Origin of the sequence: Vannielia sp., assembly GCF_029212645.1 — a bacterium.
Classification (GTDB): domain Bacteria; phylum Pseudomonadota; class Alphaproteobacteria; order Rhodobacterales; family Rhodobacteraceae; genus Vannielia.
Map to the genome: position 1 here is coordinate 1 of NZ_JARGND010000010.1, position 21,141 is coordinate 21,141.

A 21,141-nucleotide genomic window follows, 5' to 3' on the forward strand; every position below is an offset into this window, starting at 1 on the left:
AGCCAAAGAAGAAGCCCGCGCCATTCTCCTTGCGCCTGACTTTCGAGGAGAGAAGCCGTCTAGAAGAGCTCGCGGGCGATGAGCCGCTCGGCAGCTACATCAAGCGCAAGCTCTTCGATGGGAATGGTGCATCGCACAAACGTGCCCGCTCGAAGCTTCGACGGCCCGTGAAAGACGATGCCAGCCTGGCCAATGTACTAGCCTTGCTTGGAGGCTCACGGATCGCCAACAACCTTAACCAGCTCGCCAAAGCCGTGAATATCGGTTCCTTGCCGGTCGTTGCTGAAACAGAACACGATATCCGCCGCGCCTGCGCGGATGTTGCTGCCATGCGGGAAGAGCTTCTGCGTGCCCTCGGTCAACGTAGTGATCTGGGGTCGTCATGATCTTGAAAGGCTCTCAGCGCGGCGGTGCCAAGCAACTCGGGCTTCATCTTTTAAAGACTGCCGAGAACGAGCATGTCGAAATCCACGATGTTAGAGGTTTCATGACCGACGATGTTGTCGGCGCGCTCCGCGAAGCTGAAGCCGTTTCGAAAGGGACGAAGTGCCGTCAGTTTCTGTTTTCGGTCTCACTCAATCCGCCTGAGACCGAATCCGTGCGTATCGAGGCCTTCGAACAGGCGATTGCAGCCATCGAAGAAAAGCACGGTCTAACCGACCAACCCCGTTTGATCGTCTTTCACGAAAAGGAAGGACGGCGGCATTGTCATGCCGTTTGGAGTCGGATTGATGCCGAGACCATGACGGCCAAGCCTCTTCCGTTCTTCAAGAATAAGCTGATGGAAGTCTCCAAACAGCTCTATCTTGAGCATGGCTGGCAGATGCCGCGAGGCTTGGCCAACGCGAAAGATCGCGATCCGCGTAACTTCACCTTGGCAGAATGGCAGCAAGCCAAACGTGTTGGACGGCATGCCGGAGACCTCAAGGCCGATATTCAAGAAGCGTGGGCGATATCCGACAGCCGCAGTAGTTTTTCGCATGCGCTCGAAGAACGCGGGCTGTTCCTAGCGCGCGGTGATCGACGCGGACACGTTGCGGTGACGTATGAGGGGGAAGCGATCTCCATCCCCCGTGCCATTGGCAAGAAGTCTAAGGACGTGACAACGCGCCTGGGCAAGCCGCAGGAGCTGAAGAGCGTCAGTGAAACCCGCCAGCGCATCGCGAAAGACATCGCCCCGAAGCTCGCTTCATACATCACCAAAGCCCGCGCCGACGCGAACGCAGAAAAATCTGCCCTCGAGAGACGCCGTCAGTACATGCAAGCGCAGCAAAAGGCAGAGCGCGCCACGCTCGATGCCGGTCAAAAGGCACGGGCTGAACAGGAAGCCGCGGCTCGATCCGCTCGCTTGCGAAAAGGCCTGCGCGGACTGCTTGACCGCGTAACCGGCAAGCGCGCCGCCCTTGAAAAACAGAACGAGATGGAAGCGATATGGTCCCTTCAGCGTGACCGAGAACAGCGTCATGCCCTTGTCGATGCGCAGCTCAAGGACAGGCAAAGCCTTCAAGCCGAGATTGTTTCCGCCCGCAACCGTCACGCTGAGGTGCTGCGAAGCTTACACCACGACCGGACAAACAACCGCCTGATGATGCGTGGTTTGGAACCCATGGCTAAGAATGGCTTCTCGCCGTTGAAAAGGGGCATTGATGAAGCGGCTAGGGTCGAGCTTTCGGCAAAGCCAGTGACCGATATCGGCAAGAAAAAGATTGCGGCTCCCGCACGCGGCATCGGGGCGCGGGATACGACCGCAGAAAAAGCGCCGCGTGCTCAGAGCTCCAAGGTCGAAGCGCGATCCGTCAAGCAGGCCTATATCGAAAGCCAAAAGAAGATGTCGGCTGAGCGGGTAAAAGCCGCCCAAGAACGCCTCGCAAAATTGCGGAACGAACAGCAGCAAAAACCTACCGTCCGAGTTCGTCAGGCCGGACGAGACACGGTATCGCCGCAAGATCGTCTTCCACGCCTGCGAGAAGGTCAAACGCGGAAACCACGCGGCCCGGATCTCGACAGATAGAGCAGAAGCCTCCTTCCAAGAACGTCAATTTTTCAGTCCAGCAGGAAATTGCTGCACCAATCGAGTGCCTTTGTTTGTGTGAATCCTCACTGCCTCGACAAGCAGACCGACCAAACCATCAAGGGCCTTGATGGGGGTGTGGGCCGAAAGGCCCTGAGTGGTTTGGGGCCTCCCTGACGATGGAGGATCACATGAAACTCGTCACTCGATTTGAAGCAGCATCCCGCAGCACTGAGCAATTGCACGGTCTTTTCACAGAAGCTTTCAACGCTTTTTCTGTTGCGTCGCGCGGTTCGCAAGAACGCCGCGATGCTCTGGCTTCCCTTGAAAATATCGAGGCTGAATTGGCATCAAGAATGCCAGGTCTTTGAGCCTCGCGCGGTGGGCCGAAAGGCCCACCGCAATTTTCTTTTGCTGCTTGGAGCGGCTATGCCGCCGCTCCTGCTTCTTTCTCTTCGACCTGAAATCCATGAAGGAAATCTGCTGCGCGCTGCGCATGAGCTGCTGCGCTGAAGATGGCGCGCTTGTCTTCCTTCAAAACCTTCAACCAGCTTTGAATGTATGCTGCATGGTCGGTGCCGGGTTCCGGCGTTAGGGCCAGATCGGCGCAAAGGAATGCTGCGCCAAGTTCGGCAACCAACTCTTCGCGGGCATAGCCTTCATCGCCCCATTTCTTGCGGCCAAAGTCCCGGTCTAGGCGCTTCGGGTGCTTCGTCCAGTGCGTCAGCTCGTGCGCAAGCGTGGCATAGTAGGCCTCGGGGCTGCGGAAGCTCTCAAAATGCGGCATCTGCACATGGTCCGTCCCGCCGCTGTAATGGGCGGAGGTCCCGCCGTGCCGAATGTTTGCCCCGCTTGCCGCAAAGAATTGGTCTGCATGCTCGATCCGCTGCGCAGGGTCGATGATCGGCTCTGGCTTGGCATAGAAATGCTCGGGCAAGCCTTCGATCTGCTCGACGTTGAACACGCTATAGCCTTTCATAAATGGAATTTTTCGCTCTTCCTCGATGCCGTCGTCCTGCTCTTCGGTCTTGGTGATGGTGTTCACATAGACGACAAGGTTCCCGCGCTCGCCCTTGCGAACGTGTGCGCCATATTCCTTGGCTTGGCGGTAGGTCATCCAGAACGGCGAGAGATAGCCGCCTTCTATGGTTGCGCCCCAGAGCATCAGCACGTTGATTCCGCTGTAGGCCATGCCATTATGGCGTAGCGGTTTGATGATCCGTCCGTCCATGTTTCCGGCGGACCACGGCTTAAGCCATGTCAGTTCACCTTTCTCCAGATCGGCAATGATCTTGTCTGTTACTTTCTGATAAATGTCCCGTGTCATTGGCCTTTTCTCCTTTGTTCGGTTGCGCATGCAACCGAACTGCCCCTCTGGCGAAGAGAGGGGGGAGACCGTCCAGACCGAAGGCCATGGTGGGTGGTGCGGGCGCAGCCAAAGGCGAGCCACGGCCCATGGCCTTCGCCCGAAGCCATAGCGAAGGGCTTGGTCTTGACGGGTGATGGGCCATCAGGCCCCAATGAAAGAGGAGGATGTCAGCCGTTCACGGCTGGCGATTGCCGCGCAAGGGATCGACGCCGGATGGTGGAGACTGACCTATCAGGCTCCATTCACGAGAGCCCGGCCCGGACGGGTGCGCAAGTATTGTTGTGGATCAAATCGGTTTCCAGAGGCGCAGAATATCGCCAAGGATGCCGAAACCAAGGTATTGTGAATCATGAAAAAGTTAGATGGCGAACTTATTCTCAGCGCATCCGATCTCGTCGGCCACTTGAACTGCAATCATTTGACGGCACTCGACGTTCAAGTCGCCGCTGGCAGCATGGCAAAGCCGGATCGTTACGACCCGTTGCTCGAAATCCTGCGCGAGCGGGGTCAAAGACACGAGGCAGCGTATATCGATCACTTGAAAGAGAACGGCTATGAGATAGCGGCCATTGACGGTGTGGATATCACAGCGCAGGCCGTTCAGGCCACACGCGAAGCCATGAGCGAAGGCAAGCAGATCATCATACAGGCCGCGCTGAGCAATAATCGCTGGCGCGGACGCGCCGACATACTCCGCCGTGTTAGCAAGCCGAGCCAGCTGGGCGAATATTCCTACGAAGTCATCGACACAAAACTCGCGCGCGAGACCAAGGGCGGAACGGTCCTCCAGCTCTGCCTATATGCCGATCTCCTGGAGGCTATGCAGGGTATTGCGCCGGAATATGTGCATGTGGTTGCGCCTTGGTCAGACTTCGAACCTCAAAGCTTTCGCTACGCTGACTACGCGGCTTATTATCGCCGTGTGAAGAGTGCGGCTGAGCATGCCGCTTCGGAAGAAAACGGAGCTGAGACCTATCCCGAACCCAAATCTCACTGTGATATCTGCCGATGGGAAAACCAGTGCGATGCGCGCAGGCGGCAAGATGATCATTTGTGTTTGGTGGCTGGGATCACAAAGAACCAAATAGCGGAACTGAAGGAAAACGGCTTCGGGACAACTGAGGCACTCGCCGAGATGCCATTACCTGTCCCATTCAAGCCCAAGCGCGGTTCGGCACAATCCTTCGAGAAAGCGCGGGACCAAGCCGCGATCCAGGTAGAAGGACGACGCACGGGCCAGTACAGATACACGCTATTGGATGTTGTTCCTGAATTCGGTCTCGCGGCCATTCCCGAACCCTCAGAGGGCGACGTCTTCTTTGATATCGAAGGTGATGAATTCGTCGGCGAGCACGGCCTCGAATATCTTTTCGGGTACAGCTACGTAGATGAAACGGGCGCGAGCGCATACATCGCCGATTGGGCCTTTGACCGCGACGGCGAAAAGCTGATCTTCGAGCGCTTCATCGATTTTGTTACGGCGCGACGGCAGACATACCCCGATATGCACATTTATCACTTTGGGGGATATGAGCCTGGAGCGCTCAAGCGCTTGATGGGACGCTATGCAACCCGTGAGGACGAGGTGGACAACCTCCTTCGCGGCCTTGTTTTAGTCGACCTGTTGAGTGTGACCCGCAATGCCTTGCGGGCCAGCGTAGAAAGCTATTCGCTTAAATCGTTGGAACCGTTCTTCGGATTTACGCGCGCAACCGCTCTGCGCGACGCCAACATTGCCCTCACCAGAGTTTCGGCGGGTCTGGAACTGAATGATGTCCCATCCATCGACGACGAGACCAAACAGACGGTCGCCGCCTATAACAAAGATGACTGTCTGGCGACGGCAGGCCTAAGAGATTGGTTAGATAACCTGCGCTCGGAATTGATAGCGGCAGGCACTGACGTTCCCAGGCCAGCGCCAGGGCAAGATGGTCCAAGCGAAGAACTCGATGAAAGGCAAAAACGCGTTCAGGAGCTCATTGAGCGACTTACGCATGACGTGCCCGTCGATCCTGAAGCACGGACGAGCGAGCAGCAGGCACGCTGGATTTTAGCCTACATCATTGATTGGCACCGCCGCGAAAACAAGGCCACTTGGTGGGAGTATTTCCGCCTGAAGGACCTGAGCGCGGAGGAGCTCTTAGAAGAAAAAGCGGCCATTGGCCGTCTTCAATACGTTGAAACGATTGAGCGCTCGAAACAAGGCATTCCAACGGATCGCTACCGTTTCGAGCCGCAAGATACAGACATCAGAGGGGACGAGAACCTTCACAATGTCGGAGGCGATAAACTCGGCACGGCGCTCGCCGTTTCGCCGGACACCAATACCATCGACATCAAGAAATCCAAGGCAACCGCAAACATACACCCCGACGCCGTCTACGCGCACAAGTTCATCGACCCGAAAGAACAGGCCGCTGCTCTCTTCCGCCTTGGCGAGTACGTCGCCGAACATGGCATCAGCGGTGATGGCGAGTACCAGGCTGCAAGGGAAATCCTGCTGCGCAAACCGATGGATGCAGGCGGACAAGCGTTTCAAGAAGATGGAGAAACGACCCTCGATGCAGCGCTGCGCTTGACCGGCCTCATGAAAGGAGGCGTGCTACCGGTCCAAGGGCCACCCGGAACCGGCAAATCCTATACAGGCGCGCGCATGATTTGCGAGCTGATCAAGCAGGGCAAGACGGTTGGCATCACGGCCAATAGCCACAAGGTGATCCGGGGCCTCGTCGACAAGACCATCAAGGCCGCTCCGGAACGTGGCGCAAACTTCGTCTGCATCCAGAAACCCGAGAGCGGTCACAAGGAAGACCCGACCGATCATCTGACCTTCGCCAAAACCAATGACGATGTCATCAGCGCCATCCGCTCCGGCGCAGCGCAGTTGGCAGCGGCAACACCATTTTTCTGGGCCACAGAAAACGCTAAGAACCTGGTAGACGTTCTCATCATCGACGAAGCTGGACAGATGTCACTTGCCAACGCTCTAGCCGTCTCACAGGCAGCGCCTACAGTTGTCATGCTCGGCGACCCTCAACAGCTGGAACAACCAACGCAGGGAACACACCCGGATGGAACCGGCGTATCGGCGCTAGATCACCTGCTCGGCGGAGCCCAGACGATCACAAAAGAGCAAGGCCTTTTCCTTGCAACCACCTACCGCCTGCATCCGGAAATCTGCGCCTTCAATTCCGAGCTCTTCTACGAAGGCAAGTTGGAGGCCGAAGAAGATTGCGAGCGTCAGCTCATCACGGCGGACGGTCCGATATCCGGCACTGGCTTGCGATATCTACCGATCAAGCATGAAGGCAACACAAGCGCATCCATCGAAGAGGCGGACGCGGTCGCCAACCTCGTCGAACAAATCCTCGCCAGCGGCGCTCAATGGACAGACCGCGATGGCGTCGTGCGAGATGTCACCAAAGACGATATACTCATCATCGCGCCCTACAATGCGCAGGTATTCGAGATTCAGCAGCGCCTTCCAGACGCGCGAGTTGGGACCGTGGACAAGTTCCAGGGACAGGAAGCCCCGATAACGATCTACTCGATGGCAACGTCCAGCCACACAGACGCCCCGCGTGGTATGGAGTTTCTATACAGCGGCAACCGTCTCAACGTCGCAATATCACGCGCTCAGTGCGTCGCCATACTTGTGGCATCGCCCGACGTGTTTGAAGCGGAGTGTAAGACACCGTGGCAGATGCAACTCGCGAACTCGTTTTGCCGATACCTTGAAATCGCCGAAAAAATTTCGCTGCTTTGAACTCTCCGGACTTCACATCCCTTCAGGGCTGGCCTTACCGCGGATGATAAAAGAGGGTTCTAGGCTGACCAAGTGAGCACGTTTATTTCTGCAGTAGAATTATGTACTGCAGAAAATTAAGTTGACAGCCCTTGGGTTGGGCTGTTATAGCTGTAGCATGATCTACAGACAAAAATATGTCCCTCTTGCGGACGTGTGTGACATTCAGAGCGGCTTTACGGCGCGGTCAGCGCTTGTCGAGGATAGGGTTGGGGGGATTCCGGCTGTTCAGCTTGGTGACCTGCGCGGCGATATCGAGGTTCCGCTGGCGTCGGCCTCGCGCTTCAAGTTGGATGGAAAGTTGGACCGCTATCTAGTCTCACCTGGCGATGTCCTTTTTCGCTCGCGCGGCGAAAAAAACACGGCGGTCATCGCTGTCGGTGATGCAGGCGACCAGGCCATTGCCCTCTTGCCCTTGATCGTTCTTCGTGCGCACGCCGATGTTGTGTTGCCCGAGTTTCTGATGTGGCTGATTAATCAACCTGAAGCGCAGCGCTACCTGGACTCGTGCGCGCGCGGCACGAATCTGAGAATGATCCCGCGCGACTGCCTGGACAAGTTGCCAGTCAGCATACCTGACTTGGTGATCCAGAAATTAGTGGTTGAGGTGAGTCGGCTTGCGGCAAAGGAAGCAAGCTTGCTGCGCGAACTCGCGCAAAAGAAAGAAGAATTCACGAGCTTCGCCCTGCTTAGACAGGTGCGAAACGCCCAGCTTCACGGCAATGAAGCTGGGCATCCTGTCGCCCGTCAGCCGTCTAAGCATGCGGGCAAGTAGCAACGGACAAACTCATGAGGTGAACATGTCCATTAACATTGGAAACTACCACGCCGAGGGCCCCTTCGGCAACGAGAACTACCTGCAAGCCCGTTCGGGGGTCTATGTGATCCTTGGGCGCAAGCAGACCGCTACCAACTGGAGTGTCGTCGATATCGGCGAGTCGCGAGACATTCGCGAGCGTGTCGGAAATCATGATCGCGCGCTCTGTTGGCGCGGACAGGGGCATGCAGAGCTTGCGGTGGCCGCCATCTACGCCGATGCGCAAAATCGGATGGTGATCGAACGCCAACTTCGCACGCAGTTCAACCCGCCCTGTGGATTGATTTGAGAAACAGTTTGGGGCGGGCACCTGTCCCGCCCCACAATGATACGCAAAAGGATTTGAAAATGAACGATAAACTAACACAGGCGGAAGTGAACAACGCAGCATGGGCTGCCTGCGACACCTTCCGTGGCGCGGTCGATCCCGCGCAATACAAGGACTACATCCTAGTGATGTTGTTCCTGAAGTACATCACGGACAACTGGAACGACCACTTCGAGACCTACCGCAAGCAGTACGGTGACGATGATGTCCGCATCCGTCGCCGCATGGAGCGTGAGCGCTTCTATCTGCCGGAGGGCGCGAGCTTCTATGACCTCTACGAGCAGCGCAACGAGCCCAATATCGGCGAGCTAATCAACATTGCGCTCGAAGACATTGAGGACAAGAACCGCTCCAAGCTCGAAGGCGTGTTCCGCAACATCGACTTCAACTCGGAATCGAACCTTGGCCGCACCAAGGATCGCAACCGCCGCCTGAAGCACCTCCTCGAAGACTTCAACAAGCCCGCCCTCGACCTGCGTCCGTCGCGGGTGAAGGAAGACATCATCGGGGAGACCTACATCTACCTGATTTCCCGTTTTGCCTCGGACGCGGGTAAGAAGGCAGGCGAGTTCTTTACCCCAGCCCCCGTCTCCGGCTTGCTGGCGAAACTCGTTGCGCCAAAGGAAGGCGACACGATCTGTGACCCCGCCTGTGGCTCTGGTTCGCTGCTGATCAAGGCTTCTGAAATGGTCGGCTCGAACAACTTCGCCCTCTACGGGCAGGAGGTGAATGGCGCGACCTGGGCTCTGGCGCGGATGAACATGTTTTTGCACGCCAAGGATGCCGCGCGCATCGAATGGTGTGACACCCTGAACAGCCCCGCGCTGATCGAGGGCGACCACCTTCAGAAGTTCGATGTCGTCCTCGCCAACCCACCGTTCTCGCTCGACAAGTGGGGCGCGGATGACGCGGACACAGACCAGTATAACCGCTACTGGCGGGGCATTCCGCCTAAGTCCAAGGGCGATTATGCTTTCATCACGCATATGATCGAGATCGCCAAGCGCCAGTCAGGCCGCGTGGCGGTGATCGTCCCGCATGGCGTTCTGTTCCGAGGCGGCGCTGAGGGCAAAATTCGCCGGCAGCTGATCGAGGAAAACTTGCTCGACGCCGTTGTCGGCCTCCCTGCCAACCTCTTCACCACCACTGGCATCCCCGTTGCTATTCTGGTTTTTGACCGTTCCCGCGAAGAAGGCGGCGCAAACGCGGATCGCAAGGACGTGCTCTTCATCGACGCCAGCAAGGAGTTCACGGCTGGCAAAGCGCAGAACGTGATGGACGAGGACACACACATCAAGCGGGTGCTGGACACCTACAGCGCCCGCGAGGAGATCGAGAAGTATTCCCACCTCGCCAGCACCGATGAGATCGCCGAGAACGGCTATAACCTCAACATCCCGCGCTACGTGGACACCTTCGAACCGGAGGAAGAGATCGACGTCGCCGCCGTGCAAGTGGACATCGTGCGGATCGAGAGCGAGCTGGCAGACGTTCGCGCGAAGATGTCGGGCTATTTGAAGGAGCTCGGGATTGATGCGTGAAGGATGGACACCAACGGCTTTTGCGGACATCGCCGAATTCCGCAATGGCCTCAACTTTGTGCGTGGAGAGAGTGGCCATACGGTGAAGGTTGTCGGTGTGGGAGATTTTCAGCGGCATGAGACGCTTGCAGATTTCTCTGATACTGCCTCTGTGACCATTTCCAACCGCATCGCGCAGAAAGACCTTCTCCGCGACAATGACCTTTTGTTTGTCAGATCAAATGGCAACAAAGCGCTCGTAGGCCGCTGCGTACTCATTTCTGGGATTAAGGAACCAGTCACGTTCTCGGGGTTCACCATCCGGGCACGAGTCAAATGCCCCAATGTTGACCACAGCTACCTTTCCAAGTTGGTGCGGTCACCACTGTTTCTTGAGCACCTGTATCGAAGGGGTGGAGGCTCTAGCATCAGCAATCTTAGCCAAGATGCGCTTGCCGAGTTCACCTTTGGCCTGCCTCCGCTTCCCGAACAGCGCAAAATCGCGGTGATCCTGCGGACCTGGGACGAGGCGCTCGAAAAGCTCACCGCGCTGCGGGCCACGAAGGCGCGGCAGCTTGTGGGACTGGGCCTCGCTCTTATTGATCGGGCGGCGAACGAACCGGCTACAGTATCAAGGCCGCTTGCTGACCTTGTGCGCATCATAAAGGGCAAGCAGCTTAACAAGCTCGACATCGCATCGGGCGAGTATCCTGTCTGGAATGGTGGCATCAGCCCTTCTGGTTTTCATGACGAATGGAACACCGAGGGCGGAACAATCACCATCAGCGAGGGAGGCAACTCCTGCGGATTCGTCAACGTGTCCGAAACGCGCTTCTGGCTTGGAGGGCATTGCTATGCCTTGCAAGAACTTTCGAACATGATCGAAAGGGATTTCCTCTTTCACGCGCTGAAATCGCGAGAGGCTGAGATCATGCGGCTTCGCGTTGGCTCTGGCCTCCCGAACATTCAACGCGGTGACCTTGAGCGTCTGCAAGTGGTTGTTCCTGCTCGCGATCTCCAGAAAAAGATTGCCCTTGCCCTCACAGCTGGGAACGAGGAACTCACTCTTCTCGACACAGAGATTAAAGCCTTGAACGACCAGAAGCGCGGTCTGATGCAGAAGCTCCTGACGGGCGAATGGCGTGTCGAGGTTTCGGACGATGAGGAGGCAGCGGCATGACAGGTAATACACAAAAGCTGTCGATCCGCCTTCTCAAGGATGGTCTTGAACCAAAGGACGGCGCGCGCGACGGAGTTGATCTCGAAGCTTGGGACAAGCTCGAAGGCGCTTTGATCGTGCTCGACACAATGGGCGGTGCTGCACCGAAGTGGTCGAAGTTCCTTGAGCTGTCCGACGAGCAAAAGAAGAAGGTTTACAACAACACAGCCTTTGGACTTGTTTTTATCCCTGCCGCAGGCCGCTGGTTTGCTGTCTCTTTTGGCATGGGGCATGTAAAGCTCGACCCTACGAAGTTCGAGCAGGATTTTGGGCTGAGGATCGTTCTCAATTCAGTCGATCCGAACCAGCTCAAAAGCGCTGACGTACGTACGCCCGATGAAAATACGCTCTCTCGTCGCTCCCAGACAAGCCGAGGATCGGACCAAACCGCTTTTTTGATCGACGTGGAACGTGACATTGTTCGGGGACTCGCAGGTACGCCAAAGGACAAGAACTTTGCCTCCCGCGTGGCCGGAACAGACTCGCTTTCAATGGATCGGAAAGTGACGGTAGCTGATCTTCCTGCCGTGTGCACAGAGACTTTAGCATCTTACCAAAAAGACGACTACAAAGAGCATTTTTCTTGGATCGACCAGATCAAGCATGTTCGTGAAAACGAAATTATCGAGAATCTGAACGCGGCGGCGGTAGCCGTAATTGATGCGGCGCTGAAAGGTAGTGAGCCGGAGGGTCTCCATCTTGCTTTCCCGGTCATATACGATCCTGAGAAAAGCAATCAGCTGCGCTACAAGGGCTTTCGCAGCAGTCAGATTTATCCTGATCTAGACCTTGACGGGTATCTTGAAGCCCTCCAGGAGCGCGGCAAGACTGACTATGGGCTCGACGATTTTGGTAGCCACACCGTGCACGAAGTCGATGACGAAGGGCGTGATTGCGGCGGCAAGTGGAAGATCTCTGAGTGTCTGGTATGCGAAGTCGAGCACGACGGTCGCACCTATGTGCTATCTGGCGGGCGATGGTACGAAGTAGAAAGCGACCTCGCCAAGCAGGTTCAAGAGTTCTTTGAGAAGCTGGATCGGTATGAACTGCCTGATGCCAAAGCTGAGGAGAATGAGCAGAAGTACAATGCGCGGCTCAAGGTCGAAGAACCCGATCTGCTTTGCCTGGACGCGCAGTTGGTGAAGCCCACGGGCTCGGCGACCACGATTGAAGTCTGCGATTTTTTGAGCAAAGACAACAGGCTGATCCACATAAAAGATAAGACGTCCTCTTCACGGTTGAGCCACCTGTTTAGTCAGGGCACTGTGTCTGGTCGTGTACTCATTCTTGATGGTCCATGCCGCGATAAAACACGCGTTAAAGTGGGTGCCATACAGGCTCAGACAGGACAGACGGGATTTGAAACGATAATCTGTGCGGATGGCGAAGATTTCCGTCCTCAGGATTTCACAGTCGTTTACGCTGTAATTGGCACTGGCGAGACACCCAAGCTCCCATTCTTTAGCATGATCACGCTGCGCCAAGCAGCCCGAGAGTTGAAGGCTCTGGGCTATAGCTACGAGTTCGCTTGGATTAAGAAACCAGCGGCGGTTGGTGTAAAAAAGAAGAAAGCGACGAAGAGTGATGAGGATGACGAAGTGATCGAGGAGGCTCTCGATGCTTGATGGCTTTGATCCGAGTGAAAAGTACCAATCCCAGATACCTGCGATCCAGACGTTGGTGGCGCTTGGCTTCCAGCCCTTGTCACAGGCGCAGGCAGATCAGCTGCGGGGTAAAACCCGCAGCGTGATCCTCGACGACATCGTTGTGGAGCAGATGCTGAAGCTCAACAGCTACAGCTATCGCGGCAAGAGCTATGCCTTCGACTTGGAGGACGCGCATGAAGCGCTACGCCGCCTCAAGCCCACCCCTGACAAGCTCAAGGGGCTGAAGGGCACGAACCAGGATATCTATGATCTCTTGGTTCTGGGCACGACGATTTCAAAGGCGATTGAAGGCGACAGCAAAAGCTATTCCTTCAAGTACATCGACTGGGAGACGCCTGAAAACAACGTCTTCCATGTGACGGCGGAGATGAGTGTCGAGCGGACGGCAAGCACCGCGACACGGCGCTGCGATATCGTCTGTTTCGTGAACGGCATCCCGGTCATCGTGATCGAGAACAAGCGTCCCACAGAGTCGCTCAAGAAGGCTGATAGCCAGCTAATCGGGTATCAGTTTGAGGACAACATCCCGCAGCTCTTCCACTACGCGCAGCTCTTGATGAGCATGAAGCGCCAGGAAGCCCGCTACGCCACCGTGGGCACGCCGCGTAAGTTCTGGCAAATCTGGCGCGATGAAGAAGATCAGGATGCGGATATCTCCGCCGCGATCAATCGACCTCTGACAGCAGAGGAAAAGAACGCTGTCTTCTCTGGCGACCTGGCCGATGCGCGCGTCTTCTTCGAGGAGCTGGCAGCGGGAGGGGAGAGGTCGATCAGTGAGCAGGATCGCGCCATCTATGCGATGTGCCGTCCAGAACGCCTTCTCGACCTTGTGCGCCGGTTCACGGTCTTCGATGGAGGGGTGCGCAAGATCGCCCGCCATCAGCAGTTCTTCAGCATCAGAATAGCTCTCGCCCGCCTGAAAAGCTTTGATCTGGAAAGCCGTCGCAAAGGCGGCGTGATCTGGCACACGCAAGGCTCAGGCAAGAGCCTGACCATGGTGATGCTCGGGCGTGCTCTTGCTCTCGACAAGGACGTGAAGAACCCCCGTATCCTGATCGTCACGGATCGCGATGACCTGGACAAGCAGATCAAGGGCACGTTCAAGTCCTGCGACCTTGAACCCGTGCGGGCAGCCACGGGGGCAAATCTGATCGAGCTGATCAGAAACCGCAAACCTTTGGTCACGACGATCATCAACAAGTTCGATACCGCCATGAAGACGGGCGACTTCAAGGACGACAGCGCTGACATCTTCGTTCTCGTCGATGAAAGCCACCGCAGCCAGACAGGTCGCTATGGTGGACACGGCAAGTTTGCCTTGAAGATGCGGCGCATCTTACCGAACGCCTGTTATCTCGGCTTCACCGGCACACCGCTTCTGAAGAAGGACAAGAATACCCTCGATACGTTCGGGGGGCTGATTCACAAATATACGATTGATCAGGCAGTGAAGGACGAGGCTGTTGTCCCGTTGCTCTACGAAGGGCGCTTGGTTGAGCAGCAGGTTAGTGGCGGTGTCGTCGATACCTGGTTCGACAAGATCAGCGAGGGGCTGACGGAAAAGCAGAAAGCCGATCTGAAGCGGAAATTCTCGCGCATGGATGCCTTGTCCAAGACTAGCCAAGCCATCCGCGCAAAGGCGTTCGATATCTCAGAGCACTTCCGCCAGTATTGGCAGGGCACGGGCTTCAAGGCGCAACTCGTGGCACCCTCAAAAGCCGCTGCGGTCCGCTTCAAAGAGGTTCTCGACGAAATAGGCCATGTGACGAGCGAGATCATCATCTCCGCCCCTGACGACAAGGAAGGGAACGAGGAGGTCGATCAGGAATCCAAGGACTTGGTGCGCAAGTTCTGGGACAAGATGATGGCCAGGCACAAAACCGAGGACGAGTACAATCGCCAGATCATCGATGCCTTCAAGGGCTCAGGCGATCCCGAAATCCTGATTGTCGTCTCGAAGCTTTTGACTGGCTTCGACGCCCCGCGCAACACGGTGCTCTACGTGTGCAAGCCGTTGCGGGAACACAATCTTCTTCAAGCCATTGCCCGTGTGAACCGTCTCTATGAGGATGACGACAAGGAGAAGCAGTTCGGCTTCATCGTCGATTATGAAGGGCTGCTTGGCGAGCTCGATGCGGCACTGACGACCTATAGCGCGTTTGAGGGTTTCGACGGCGAGGATGTTGCCGGATCGCTGCACGACATTCGCGAGGAAATCCGCAGGCTGCCGCAGCTGCATAACCAGCTATGGGATGTCTTTAAGGAGGTTCGCAACAAGAAGGACATGGAGCAGTTCGAACAGCTCTTGGCGGACGATGCCAAGCGCGAAGACTTCTATTCTCGATTGAAGGACTATGGTCGCTGCCTGCACATCTCGCTGTCCTCCGAGAAGTTTTATGACGTGTTCGACGAGGCGGCGGTCGCCACCTTCACGAAAGATTGGAAAGCTTTCTCAGAGCTGAAGCGTTCCGTTCAGTTGCGCTATCAGGAAACCGTCGATGTGAAGGAGTTCGAGCCCAAGATTCAGAAGTTGCTCGACGATCATGTCACGGCGAAACCTGCCGAGGTCATCATCGACCTGGTGAACATCAATGATCCTGACGCTTTGAACGCCGTGATCGAAGAAGAGGGCACGACCGCCGCTTCCAAGGCGGATCGCATTGCAAGCGCCACCAAACGCACGATCACGGAAAAGATGGAGGAAGACCCTTCCTTCTACAGGCAGTTCTCCGAGATGCTGGCGGAGACGATCCGCGATTACCGGGAGAAGCGAATTTCGGAGAAGGATTACCTCAAGACAGTTATGGACTTGGCGGGGCGCGTTGCGCGCCGTGATCATGGCCGAGACATGCCCGAAAGCATCAAGGGCGACACGGACGCTCAAGCCGTCTTCGGCGTCCTTGAGCCTATCATGAAGGAGATCAACGCAGGCGTTGAGGATACTGTGACAGCCGATGTCGCGCAGTCGATCATCGGGATCGTCAAGGATCACCACATTGTCGATGTCTGGTCGAACGAGATGGCGCAGAACAACATGCGCAACGCCATCGACGACTACTTCTTCGATGTTGTGCGCGACGAGAAGGGCATCAAGATTCCCCTCGACCTTCTCGACGACATCGAGTTGCGGATCATGGATATCGCACGGGCGAGGTTCCCCGGGTGAGCGCTGAGGTTCTTGAGGCAAGCTTCGGCAGCGAGACAATCCGTTTTTCTGTCGTCAGGCGGGTTCGAAAAACCCTGTCCATAAGCGTCTTGCCTGACCAGCAGGTCGAGGTTGTCGCGCCCGAAGACGCGAGCTCTGAACGTATCATCGATAAAGTGCGCAAACGCGCGCCGTGGATATGCAAGCAGCTGCGCTACTACGACCAGTTCCAACCAAAAACGCCGGAACGGCGCTACATCGGCGGTGAGACCCACCTGTATTTGGGTCGCCAATATAAACTCAAGGTGATCCCCGGCATACAGAACATCGTCAAAATGCAGCGCGGTCAGCTGGTGGTTTGGAGTACGAAGCCAGGTCGCACCGCCCAGACCCGCGAGCTTGTCCGAGACTGGATGTTACAGCGTGCCCAGATCAAATTTGCGGAGCGTTTGGACATCTGTCGAGGGCGCTTTCCAGACCCTGAGAAGGTCGTTCCGAATAGCATCATCATTCGAGAGCTGAGCCTTCGGTGGGGCTCAATGACAGGGCGGCGGAATTTGGTGCTCAATCGCGCACTGATCGGTGCCTCCACCGAAGCTATTGACTATGTGATCACTCACGAGCTGTGCCACATCGACCACCCAAATCACGGGACAGCTTTTTTTGAATCTTTGAGACGCGTTATGCCGGATTGGGAAAAGCGCAAGCTGAGACTGGAGCGCCAGATGGCGTAGTGGAGCCACCTATCCAAGCCGAATGAAAGGTCAGTCTCCATGAAATGGTCTGGATGAAGTCCTCATGGGGGTATCGGTGGGAGCTCGAAGGCTCCCCTGATTGGTGATCGAACGGCCATTCGTTTGTGCATGGTTCGGTGCAGGTGGAGAGGCATGTCTCCAAGTCCTGTGAGTGGGTTTCAAGGGGCACGATAGCCCCTGATCTTCCTGAAAGGATCGATGGGTGCAGGGAGAGCGAAGTCTCCCGCGAGTGTTTGACCGGCGATACGGTCTGCTGGCTCTGAAATGGGTTCAACACCCTGAAAAAGCCATGGCCGGAGGGATGCAACGGGAGCGCGCAGCGGGCTCCCTTGCCAAGATGCGGTGTACTACACCGCACATCTTGCGGGTGGTAGATAATTGAAAATCACTTGGATATTTGTGCGACGCAGAACGAACGGCTGCCTCGAAGCGAAATAAGGACACCCGCCAAAATCGAGGCTTTCAACAGGTGCCGGTGCAAACATCATTGGTCCGCGCTCTCGGAAGGCCGAAGTGATCTGCGATGAGTTGAATGATTACACGTTCGCGATGGAACAGGCGTTGGGCCTACGGACGTCATCTTGCGACAACAAGGTCGGTTTTCCGAACCTACTGCCGCGTTCACGAGCCTGCCGATGAGCTCTTCCTCATGTACCGTGGACCAACTCGCGCTTGCAAACCGCAGAGTGTTTGTCGAGCATTCGTGAGACGTGCTACAAGAGCTGAGCGCTGGCAGGCGGATGTCCCGACGACCCCGTTCAATCCGATGAATCTTCGTTAGGAGCATCCCTATAACTGTTCATCAGAAATAAGCCGGATTGTCGGCTATAACCGCTCAAGAGTTTCGAGGTCAAGATTTGACTGATCAGGAAAAAGACACAGCATCAGTTGGCTCAGAATCAGACACGGAGTTGCTCCGCGAAGCTGGTCGGTTATTTGATGAGGGGCATGCCTCTTCCGAGGTGGAAAAAAATCTAGCGCTGCACAGCAATATAAGCCGCATGAAGGCTAGAGAAATAATCATTAAATATCATAATAAAAACCCACCAGATCGCAATTCTGACGCCAAGCGAAAGCATCGGGCTAGAGTTGTCAATCGTGAAAGGGCTAAAGCCTGGCGAACAGTAAAGGCGGCAGTCGGTGAACTTGGTTTGGTGTCTGGTACATTATCATTTTTCGACGCCAAGCGTGGAAAGGGACTTATTGATTTTGGCGCTCCTGCTTTGTCAACAATGTTCGACAGGTCTAATTTGTCTGCAAGCACAGACGCATCCGATCTTGTTGAGGGGGTATTGTTATTGGCAATTCTTGAATTAGACGCGGATGATCGGCCAATTCTAAATAGTATTCAAATATTTGATAGAGAAGAAAAGTATGTTACGATTGGAAATAGGATAATAAAAACAGATGTGGAGCGTCATACAGCTTCAAAATATTTGAAAGATGAAAAATTTAGAGCAGCAGCAGAAGCGAAAGCCGTAGGGGCAATGTTTGCTAATGCGCGCGGAGAAACCAGTCAGCGTGCCACGGCCAAGGCATCGGGTATCGATCCTAAGAACCTTCGACAGATTGAGAGTGGTGATACTGACCCTAGTCTAAGGACAATGCGGAAGATTGCCGAAAGTATCGGCTATGATGTTGAAATATCGTTGGTTCCGAAGGACAAAGGCTGATCACACTCACACGGTTGTTGACATGAGGGTAAATATACCCCCATAGTGGCTTTACCAGCTTAGCCTGGTGAGTCGTTACCTTGCGGTGACGTGGCCACGGCTCCGCCCCAGCCAAAAAGGGGCAAGAAGTGCAGTTGTTTCGTTCGATCCCTTCAAGAATGCTTGAAGAGGGATTCCCAAAACTTGTTACTAACGTCGGAACACACCTACGAACGAAGTTCGTTGCATGTATTGCATCGGGGTTCGCGTCATGAGTGCGCGCCCGATCTTCAGCCGAGACGCCGACCTGGAAACCATCCGGCATTTGGATCGTACTGGTCTCATTCTCCTTAGTGCGATGGCCATCGTAACCGCGATCCTCTCGGGCGTTGGTTTCGTCAATCAGTTCCCCAACGCAGGCCTGTTCGAATTCTCAATGGCCGTGTTGTTCGGCTTTAGCGTCTGGCTCATCGCCAAGATGTTCTGGATGGGGGCATGGATACTGCCCCAGTTCATGCTCGGTGGGAGCTTACTTGCTGCTTACATCGTGGTCGCCGTGATCGGCTTTCTGGCGTTTGGGACAGTATCCTACTTTGGCAATCAGCGCGCTATCGCCGGAGACATTAGCCAGTCGCTTTCCCAAGAAGCGCGAATCGATGAGTTGGAGAACGCGGCGTCCGCCGCTGTTGCATATGCGGATAGCCTTCGCGCGATAGAGGCTGAGCTTTCAGCCCAAGCGGGGCAATCGCAGGCGGCTGCGAACGCGGAACTGTCTGGAACTGGCCCGACAGGTGTCGGCGGCAGCGGTCCCGTCCATCGTTCATTGCTGGCGGCGACCAATCGGTATCGCGAAGCTACGCGGTTGGTCAGCGGCAAACTTGCTGACTCGGAGCGGATAGCGTCTTCGGTTACAGAGCTTCTGAGGGACATGCGCGCTGCGCGCGAAGACACGAGCCTAGGCCCGTCAGAATTGAGCTCGGAACTCAAGGCCCTCAGCGGGCAGATCATCGTCGCGGTCAATCAAATCCGTTCGCTCGACGTGGCTGGCACAGCCAGAAGTGCCGCGCAGATCATCGCGCAGGGCGTCCCGAACCAAAGCGGGGCACCGGCGTTCTCGCAAGCGCGCATTTCTGAAATCCGTTCTGAGATGGCGTCTTTCGCCCGTTCACTTGAAGGCCAGGCTGACAGCTTGGCTGGCAGCGTCCCAGATTCCTCTCGGGCATACACTCTGAGCCAAGAAGAGCACTTGATAAACAACTTCTTGCGCATGCCTGGCCTTTCCATGGCCGCGCTCTTCTTCGATTTCTGCGGCTGGGTGGTCATAGGCTTCCGGTTTGTCGCCTATCGGGCGCTGCGCCGCCGCGATGAAGAAGCCCATGCGTACCAGTATGATGCGTATCTCACGCGTGCTGATCTGAACCGGGTCGCTGCGATGGCTCACCATGTCAGCGAAACGCACCGCATGCTCGAAACCATGCGGGAAGTCTCTACTGCATTTCCGCAAATCGACAAGCCCAAGAACGAGGATCAGTGACATGCGAAACCCGTTCGCAATATTTGATCATTGGCCGACGTTCTTTGCACTTGGTCTCTCCACGGTCGTCGGTGTTGTGACGCTTGAAGAGAAGCTGGGCGTTGAGTTGGAACTCGCGCGTCTGCGGCCCGACGCCAAAGCACCAGAAACCGCCAAGCCGCTGCCGCCTGAGCCCGCCGTACCACTCGGTCAAAACCCTGGCTGGGACGACAGAACCCCTCTGGAGTACATGTCCCTCTACTTCGAGATTGACGATCCGTATCTTGTCGAAAAGCTGTCGGGGTTCGGTACCGTCTATTGGGTTGGCCGTTACTCGGGAACAGGCGCGCTGATCGCCCCGGATGTCATCCTTTCAACGGGGCATGCCTTCGCGAAAGCCGGTCAATGGTTGACCAATAGCGGGCATCACACTCCGACGCACAATCCGTCCGAAGGCTCGATCTATCTCGCCGCTTGCGGTCGCAGCTACGAATTCGTCCACATCGAATTGGGCAGCATGTCGCCCCGCCAGAACCTTGGCAAAGACTATGCCGTTGCGCGCCTTGCCGAACCGGCTTGCGCTGCTGCGCAGCCGCTGCGAGCAGAAGAGCTCAGCGACAGGGCGATTGAAGAGCACGATCCAAACGAAGAAATCCTGATCAGCTTGGGCAGCTATCCTTTCGCTTCCCTGCCGCGCTATGCAAACCATCCATTCTTTACCCAGAACCCGTCTCAACACCGCAATCATCTGTTTGGGACCCGCTGCAAAATGGTGGGGCACCGTGACACTGGCGATGATGCGGGATTGATCATGACCGACGGGTGCTGGGGCAGACCTGGCTCGTCTGGGGCTCCCCTCATTTTGTCGCGCGATGGCGGCGAGAGCTACAGGATCATTGGGGTGGCGAACAGCTACAGCAAGTCTGACAGCGAATTCAACAACTTCACGCGCGTCACAGGGCGTTTCTCGTCCCACCTGATGCGCTTCGTTCCCGACATCTTCAATCCATCAGCAGCAGGAGAATAAGCCATGTGGCCACGTAAAAACTCAGGGCATGGTTCCCAAGCGGGATCGATGTGGGGAAGCGCGGACGGTTTTTCGAAAGTCGCAGCGGGCATTGTCGCTGTCTTTGCCGTGCCGCCGATCTGGAACATGGCGGATGGTTACATCATCGAAAAGCTCTTTGAGCTTTATGACGATGGGCTTGTGCCCATTCTCTATTACGGGCTGATGATCGCAGCATATCCGCTTGTGTATTTCGCGATCCGCATGAGCCTTGTGAGCATTGCCGTAACCGGACTGCTTGGCTTTGCCATGCGCTACGTTTGAGGGCTGCGGA

Annotated in this window: 17 protein-coding genes; 16 read left to right on the top strand and 1 reads right to left on the bottom strand. The window is 56.0% G+C overall.

Annotation, left to right across the window (positions count from 1 at the left end):
- The 3 genes from mobC to P1U55_RS04915 form a co-directional block, all read left to right on the top strand.
- Positions 1–386 (top strand): plasmid mobilization relaxosome protein MobC (gene mobC, locus P1U55_RS04905; protein ID WP_301046406.1); only part of this gene is annotated, 386 nt, incomplete at its 5' end.
- On the top strand, positions 383–2,011 hold the full coding sequence (locus P1U55_RS04910; protein WP_301046407.1) for a relaxase/mobilization nuclease domain-containing protein: 1,629 nt from the start codon (positions 383–385) through the stop codon (positions 2,009–2,011). The genes mobC and P1U55_RS04910, both read left to right, overlap by 4 nt.
- Before the next feature lie 191 nt (positions 2,012–2,202).
- Positions 2,203–2,382: a hypothetical protein gene (locus tag P1U55_RS04915; protein WP_301046408.1), complete on the top strand. Its 180-nt coding sequence runs from the start codon at positions 2,203–2,205 to the stop codon at positions 2,380–2,382.
- A gap of 56 nt (positions 2,383–2,438) precedes the next feature.
- Here P1U55_RS04915 and P1U55_RS04920 read toward each other — a convergent pair whose 3' ends face one another.
- The gene (locus tag P1U55_RS04920) at positions 2,439–3,338 is read right to left on the bottom strand and encodes a zincin-like metallopeptidase domain-containing protein (RefSeq protein WP_301046410.1); all 900 of its coding nucleotides are present in this window, start codon (positions 3,336–3,338) and stop codon (positions 2,439–2,441) included.
- Between the two features lie 193 nt (positions 3,339–3,531).
- On the opposite strand from P1U55_RS04920, the gene P1U55_RS04925 reads away from it, so the two are divergent.
- The 13 genes from P1U55_RS04925 (at position 3,532) to P1U55_RS04985 (ending at position 21,131) form a co-directional block, all read left to right on the top strand.
- Positions 3,532–3,726, top strand: a complete 195-nt coding sequence (locus tag P1U55_RS04925; protein WP_301046411.1) for a hypothetical protein — start codon at positions 3,532–3,534, stop codon at positions 3,724–3,726.
- A gap of 3 nt (positions 3,727–3,729) precedes the next feature.
- On the top strand, positions 3,730–7,146 hold the full coding sequence (locus P1U55_RS04930) for a TM0106 family RecB-like putative nuclease (protein WP_301046412.1): 3,417 nt from the start codon (positions 3,730–3,732) through the stop codon (positions 7,144–7,146).
- Between the two features lie 157 nt (positions 7,147–7,303).
- Positions 7,304–7,960, top strand: coding sequence for a restriction endonuclease subunit S (locus tag P1U55_RS04935; RefSeq protein ID WP_301046413.1), 657 nt, complete (start codon positions 7,304–7,306; stop codon positions 7,958–7,960).
- 25 nt (positions 7,961–7,985) lie between these two features.
- On the top strand, positions 7,986–8,291 hold the full coding sequence (locus P1U55_RS04940) for a hypothetical protein (RefSeq protein WP_301046414.1): 306 nt from the start codon (positions 7,986–7,988) through the stop codon (positions 8,289–8,291).
- Between the two features lie 59 nt (positions 8,292–8,350).
- A complete protein-coding gene (locus P1U55_RS04945; protein ID WP_301046415.1) occupies positions 8,351–9,871 on the top strand; it encodes a type I restriction-modification system subunit M in 1,521 nt (506 codons plus the stop codon).
- Positions 9,864–11,030: a restriction endonuclease subunit S gene (locus tag P1U55_RS04950; protein ID WP_301046416.1), complete on the top strand. Its 1,167-nt coding sequence runs from the start codon at positions 9,864–9,866 to the stop codon at positions 11,028–11,030. Before P1U55_RS04945 ends, P1U55_RS04950 begins: the two co-directional genes overlap by 8 nt.
- Positions 11,027–12,694, top strand: a complete 1,668-nt coding sequence (locus P1U55_RS04955) for a DUF6119 family protein (protein ID WP_301046417.1) — start codon at positions 11,027–11,029, stop codon at positions 12,692–12,694. The genes P1U55_RS04950 and P1U55_RS04955 overlap by 4 nt, the downstream gene beginning before the upstream one ends.
- A complete protein-coding gene (locus P1U55_RS04960) occupies positions 12,687–15,902 on the top strand; it encodes an HsdR family type I site-specific deoxyribonuclease (RefSeq protein ID WP_301046418.1) in 3,216 nt (1,071 codons plus the stop codon). Before P1U55_RS04955 ends, P1U55_RS04960 begins: the two co-directional genes overlap by 8 nt.
- Positions 15,899–16,615: a SprT family zinc-dependent metalloprotease gene (locus P1U55_RS04965; RefSeq protein ID WP_301046419.1), complete on the top strand. Its 717-nt coding sequence runs from the start codon at positions 15,899–15,901 to the stop codon at positions 16,613–16,615. Before P1U55_RS04960 ends, P1U55_RS04965 begins: the two co-directional genes overlap by 4 nt.
- An 878-nt stretch (positions 16,616–17,493) precedes the next feature.
- Entirely contained in the window at positions 17,494–18,309 is an 816-nt protein-coding gene (locus tag P1U55_RS04970) for a helix-turn-helix transcriptional regulator (protein WP_301046420.1), read from the top strand.
- Between the two features lie 250 nt (positions 18,310–18,559).
- Positions 18,560–19,822, top strand: coding sequence for a hypothetical protein (locus P1U55_RS04975; RefSeq protein WP_301046421.1), 1,263 nt, complete (start codon positions 18,560–18,562; stop codon positions 19,820–19,822).
- A 1-nt stretch (position 19,823) separates the two neighbouring features.
- The gene (locus P1U55_RS04980; protein ID WP_301046422.1) at positions 19,824–20,828 is read left to right on the top strand and encodes a hypothetical protein; all 1,005 of its coding nucleotides are present in this window, start codon (positions 19,824–19,826) and stop codon (positions 20,826–20,828) included.
- Between the two features lie 48 nt (positions 20,829–20,876).
- On the top strand, positions 20,877–21,131 hold the full coding sequence (locus P1U55_RS04985; RefSeq protein ID WP_301046423.1) for a hypothetical protein: 255 nt from the start codon (positions 20,877–20,879) through the stop codon (positions 21,129–21,131).
- The last annotated feature ends 10 nt before the right edge of the window (positions 21,132–21,141 follow it).

What these genes read in the sequence shown, in the direction of transcription:
- P1U55_RS04955 (WP_301046417.1), top strand. Translation starts at nt 11,027, where the DNA reads ATGACAGGTAATACACAAAAGCTGTCGATCCGCCTTCTCAAGGATGGT.
- P1U55_RS04940 (WP_301046414.1), top strand. Translation starts at nt 7,986, where the DNA reads ATGTCCATTAACATTGGAAACTACCACGCCGAGGGCCCCTTCGGCAAC.
- P1U55_RS04980 (WP_301046422.1), top strand. Translation starts at nt 19,824, where the DNA reads ATGCGAAACCCGTTCGCAATATTTGATCATTGGCCGACGTTCTTTGCA.
- P1U55_RS04930 (WP_301046412.1), top strand. Translation starts at nt 3,730, where the DNA reads ATGAAAAAGTTAGATGGCGAACTTATTCTCAGCGCATCCGATCTCGTC.
- P1U55_RS04920 (WP_301046410.1), bottom strand. Translation starts at nt 3,338, where the DNA reads ATGACACGGGACATTTATCAGAAAGTAACAGACAAGATCATTGCCGAT.
- P1U55_RS04915 (WP_301046408.1), top strand. Translation starts at nt 2,203, where the DNA reads ATGAAACTCGTCACTCGATTTGAAGCAGCATCCCGCAGCACTGAGCAA.
- P1U55_RS04925 (WP_301046411.1), top strand. Translation starts at nt 3,532, where the DNA reads ATGAAAGAGGAGGATGTCAGCCGTTCACGGCTGGCGATTGCCGCGCAA.
- P1U55_RS04945 (WP_301046415.1), top strand. Translation starts at nt 8,351, where the DNA reads ATGAACGATAAACTAACACAGGCGGAAGTGAACAACGCAGCATGGGCT.
- P1U55_RS04960 (WP_301046418.1), top strand. Translation starts at nt 12,687, where the DNA reads ATGCTTGATGGCTTTGATCCGAGTGAAAAGTACCAATCCCAGATACCT.
- P1U55_RS04975 (WP_301046421.1), top strand. Translation starts at nt 18,560, where the DNA reads ATGAGTGCGCGCCCGATCTTCAGCCGAGACGCCGACCTGGAAACCATC.
- P1U55_RS04950 (WP_301046416.1), top strand. Translation starts at nt 9,864, where the DNA reads ATGCGTGAAGGATGGACACCAACGGCTTTTGCGGACATCGCCGAATTC.
- P1U55_RS04985 (WP_301046423.1), top strand. Translation starts at nt 20,877, where the DNA reads ATGTGGGGAAGCGCGGACGGTTTTTCGAAAGTCGCAGCGGGCATTGTC.
- P1U55_RS04910 (WP_301046407.1), top strand. Translation starts at nt 383, where the DNA reads ATGATCTTGAAAGGCTCTCAGCGCGGCGGTGCCAAGCAACTCGGGCTT.
- P1U55_RS04935 (WP_301046413.1), top strand. Translation starts at nt 7,304, where the DNA reads ATGATCTACAGACAAAAATATGTCCCTCTTGCGGACGTGTGTGACATT.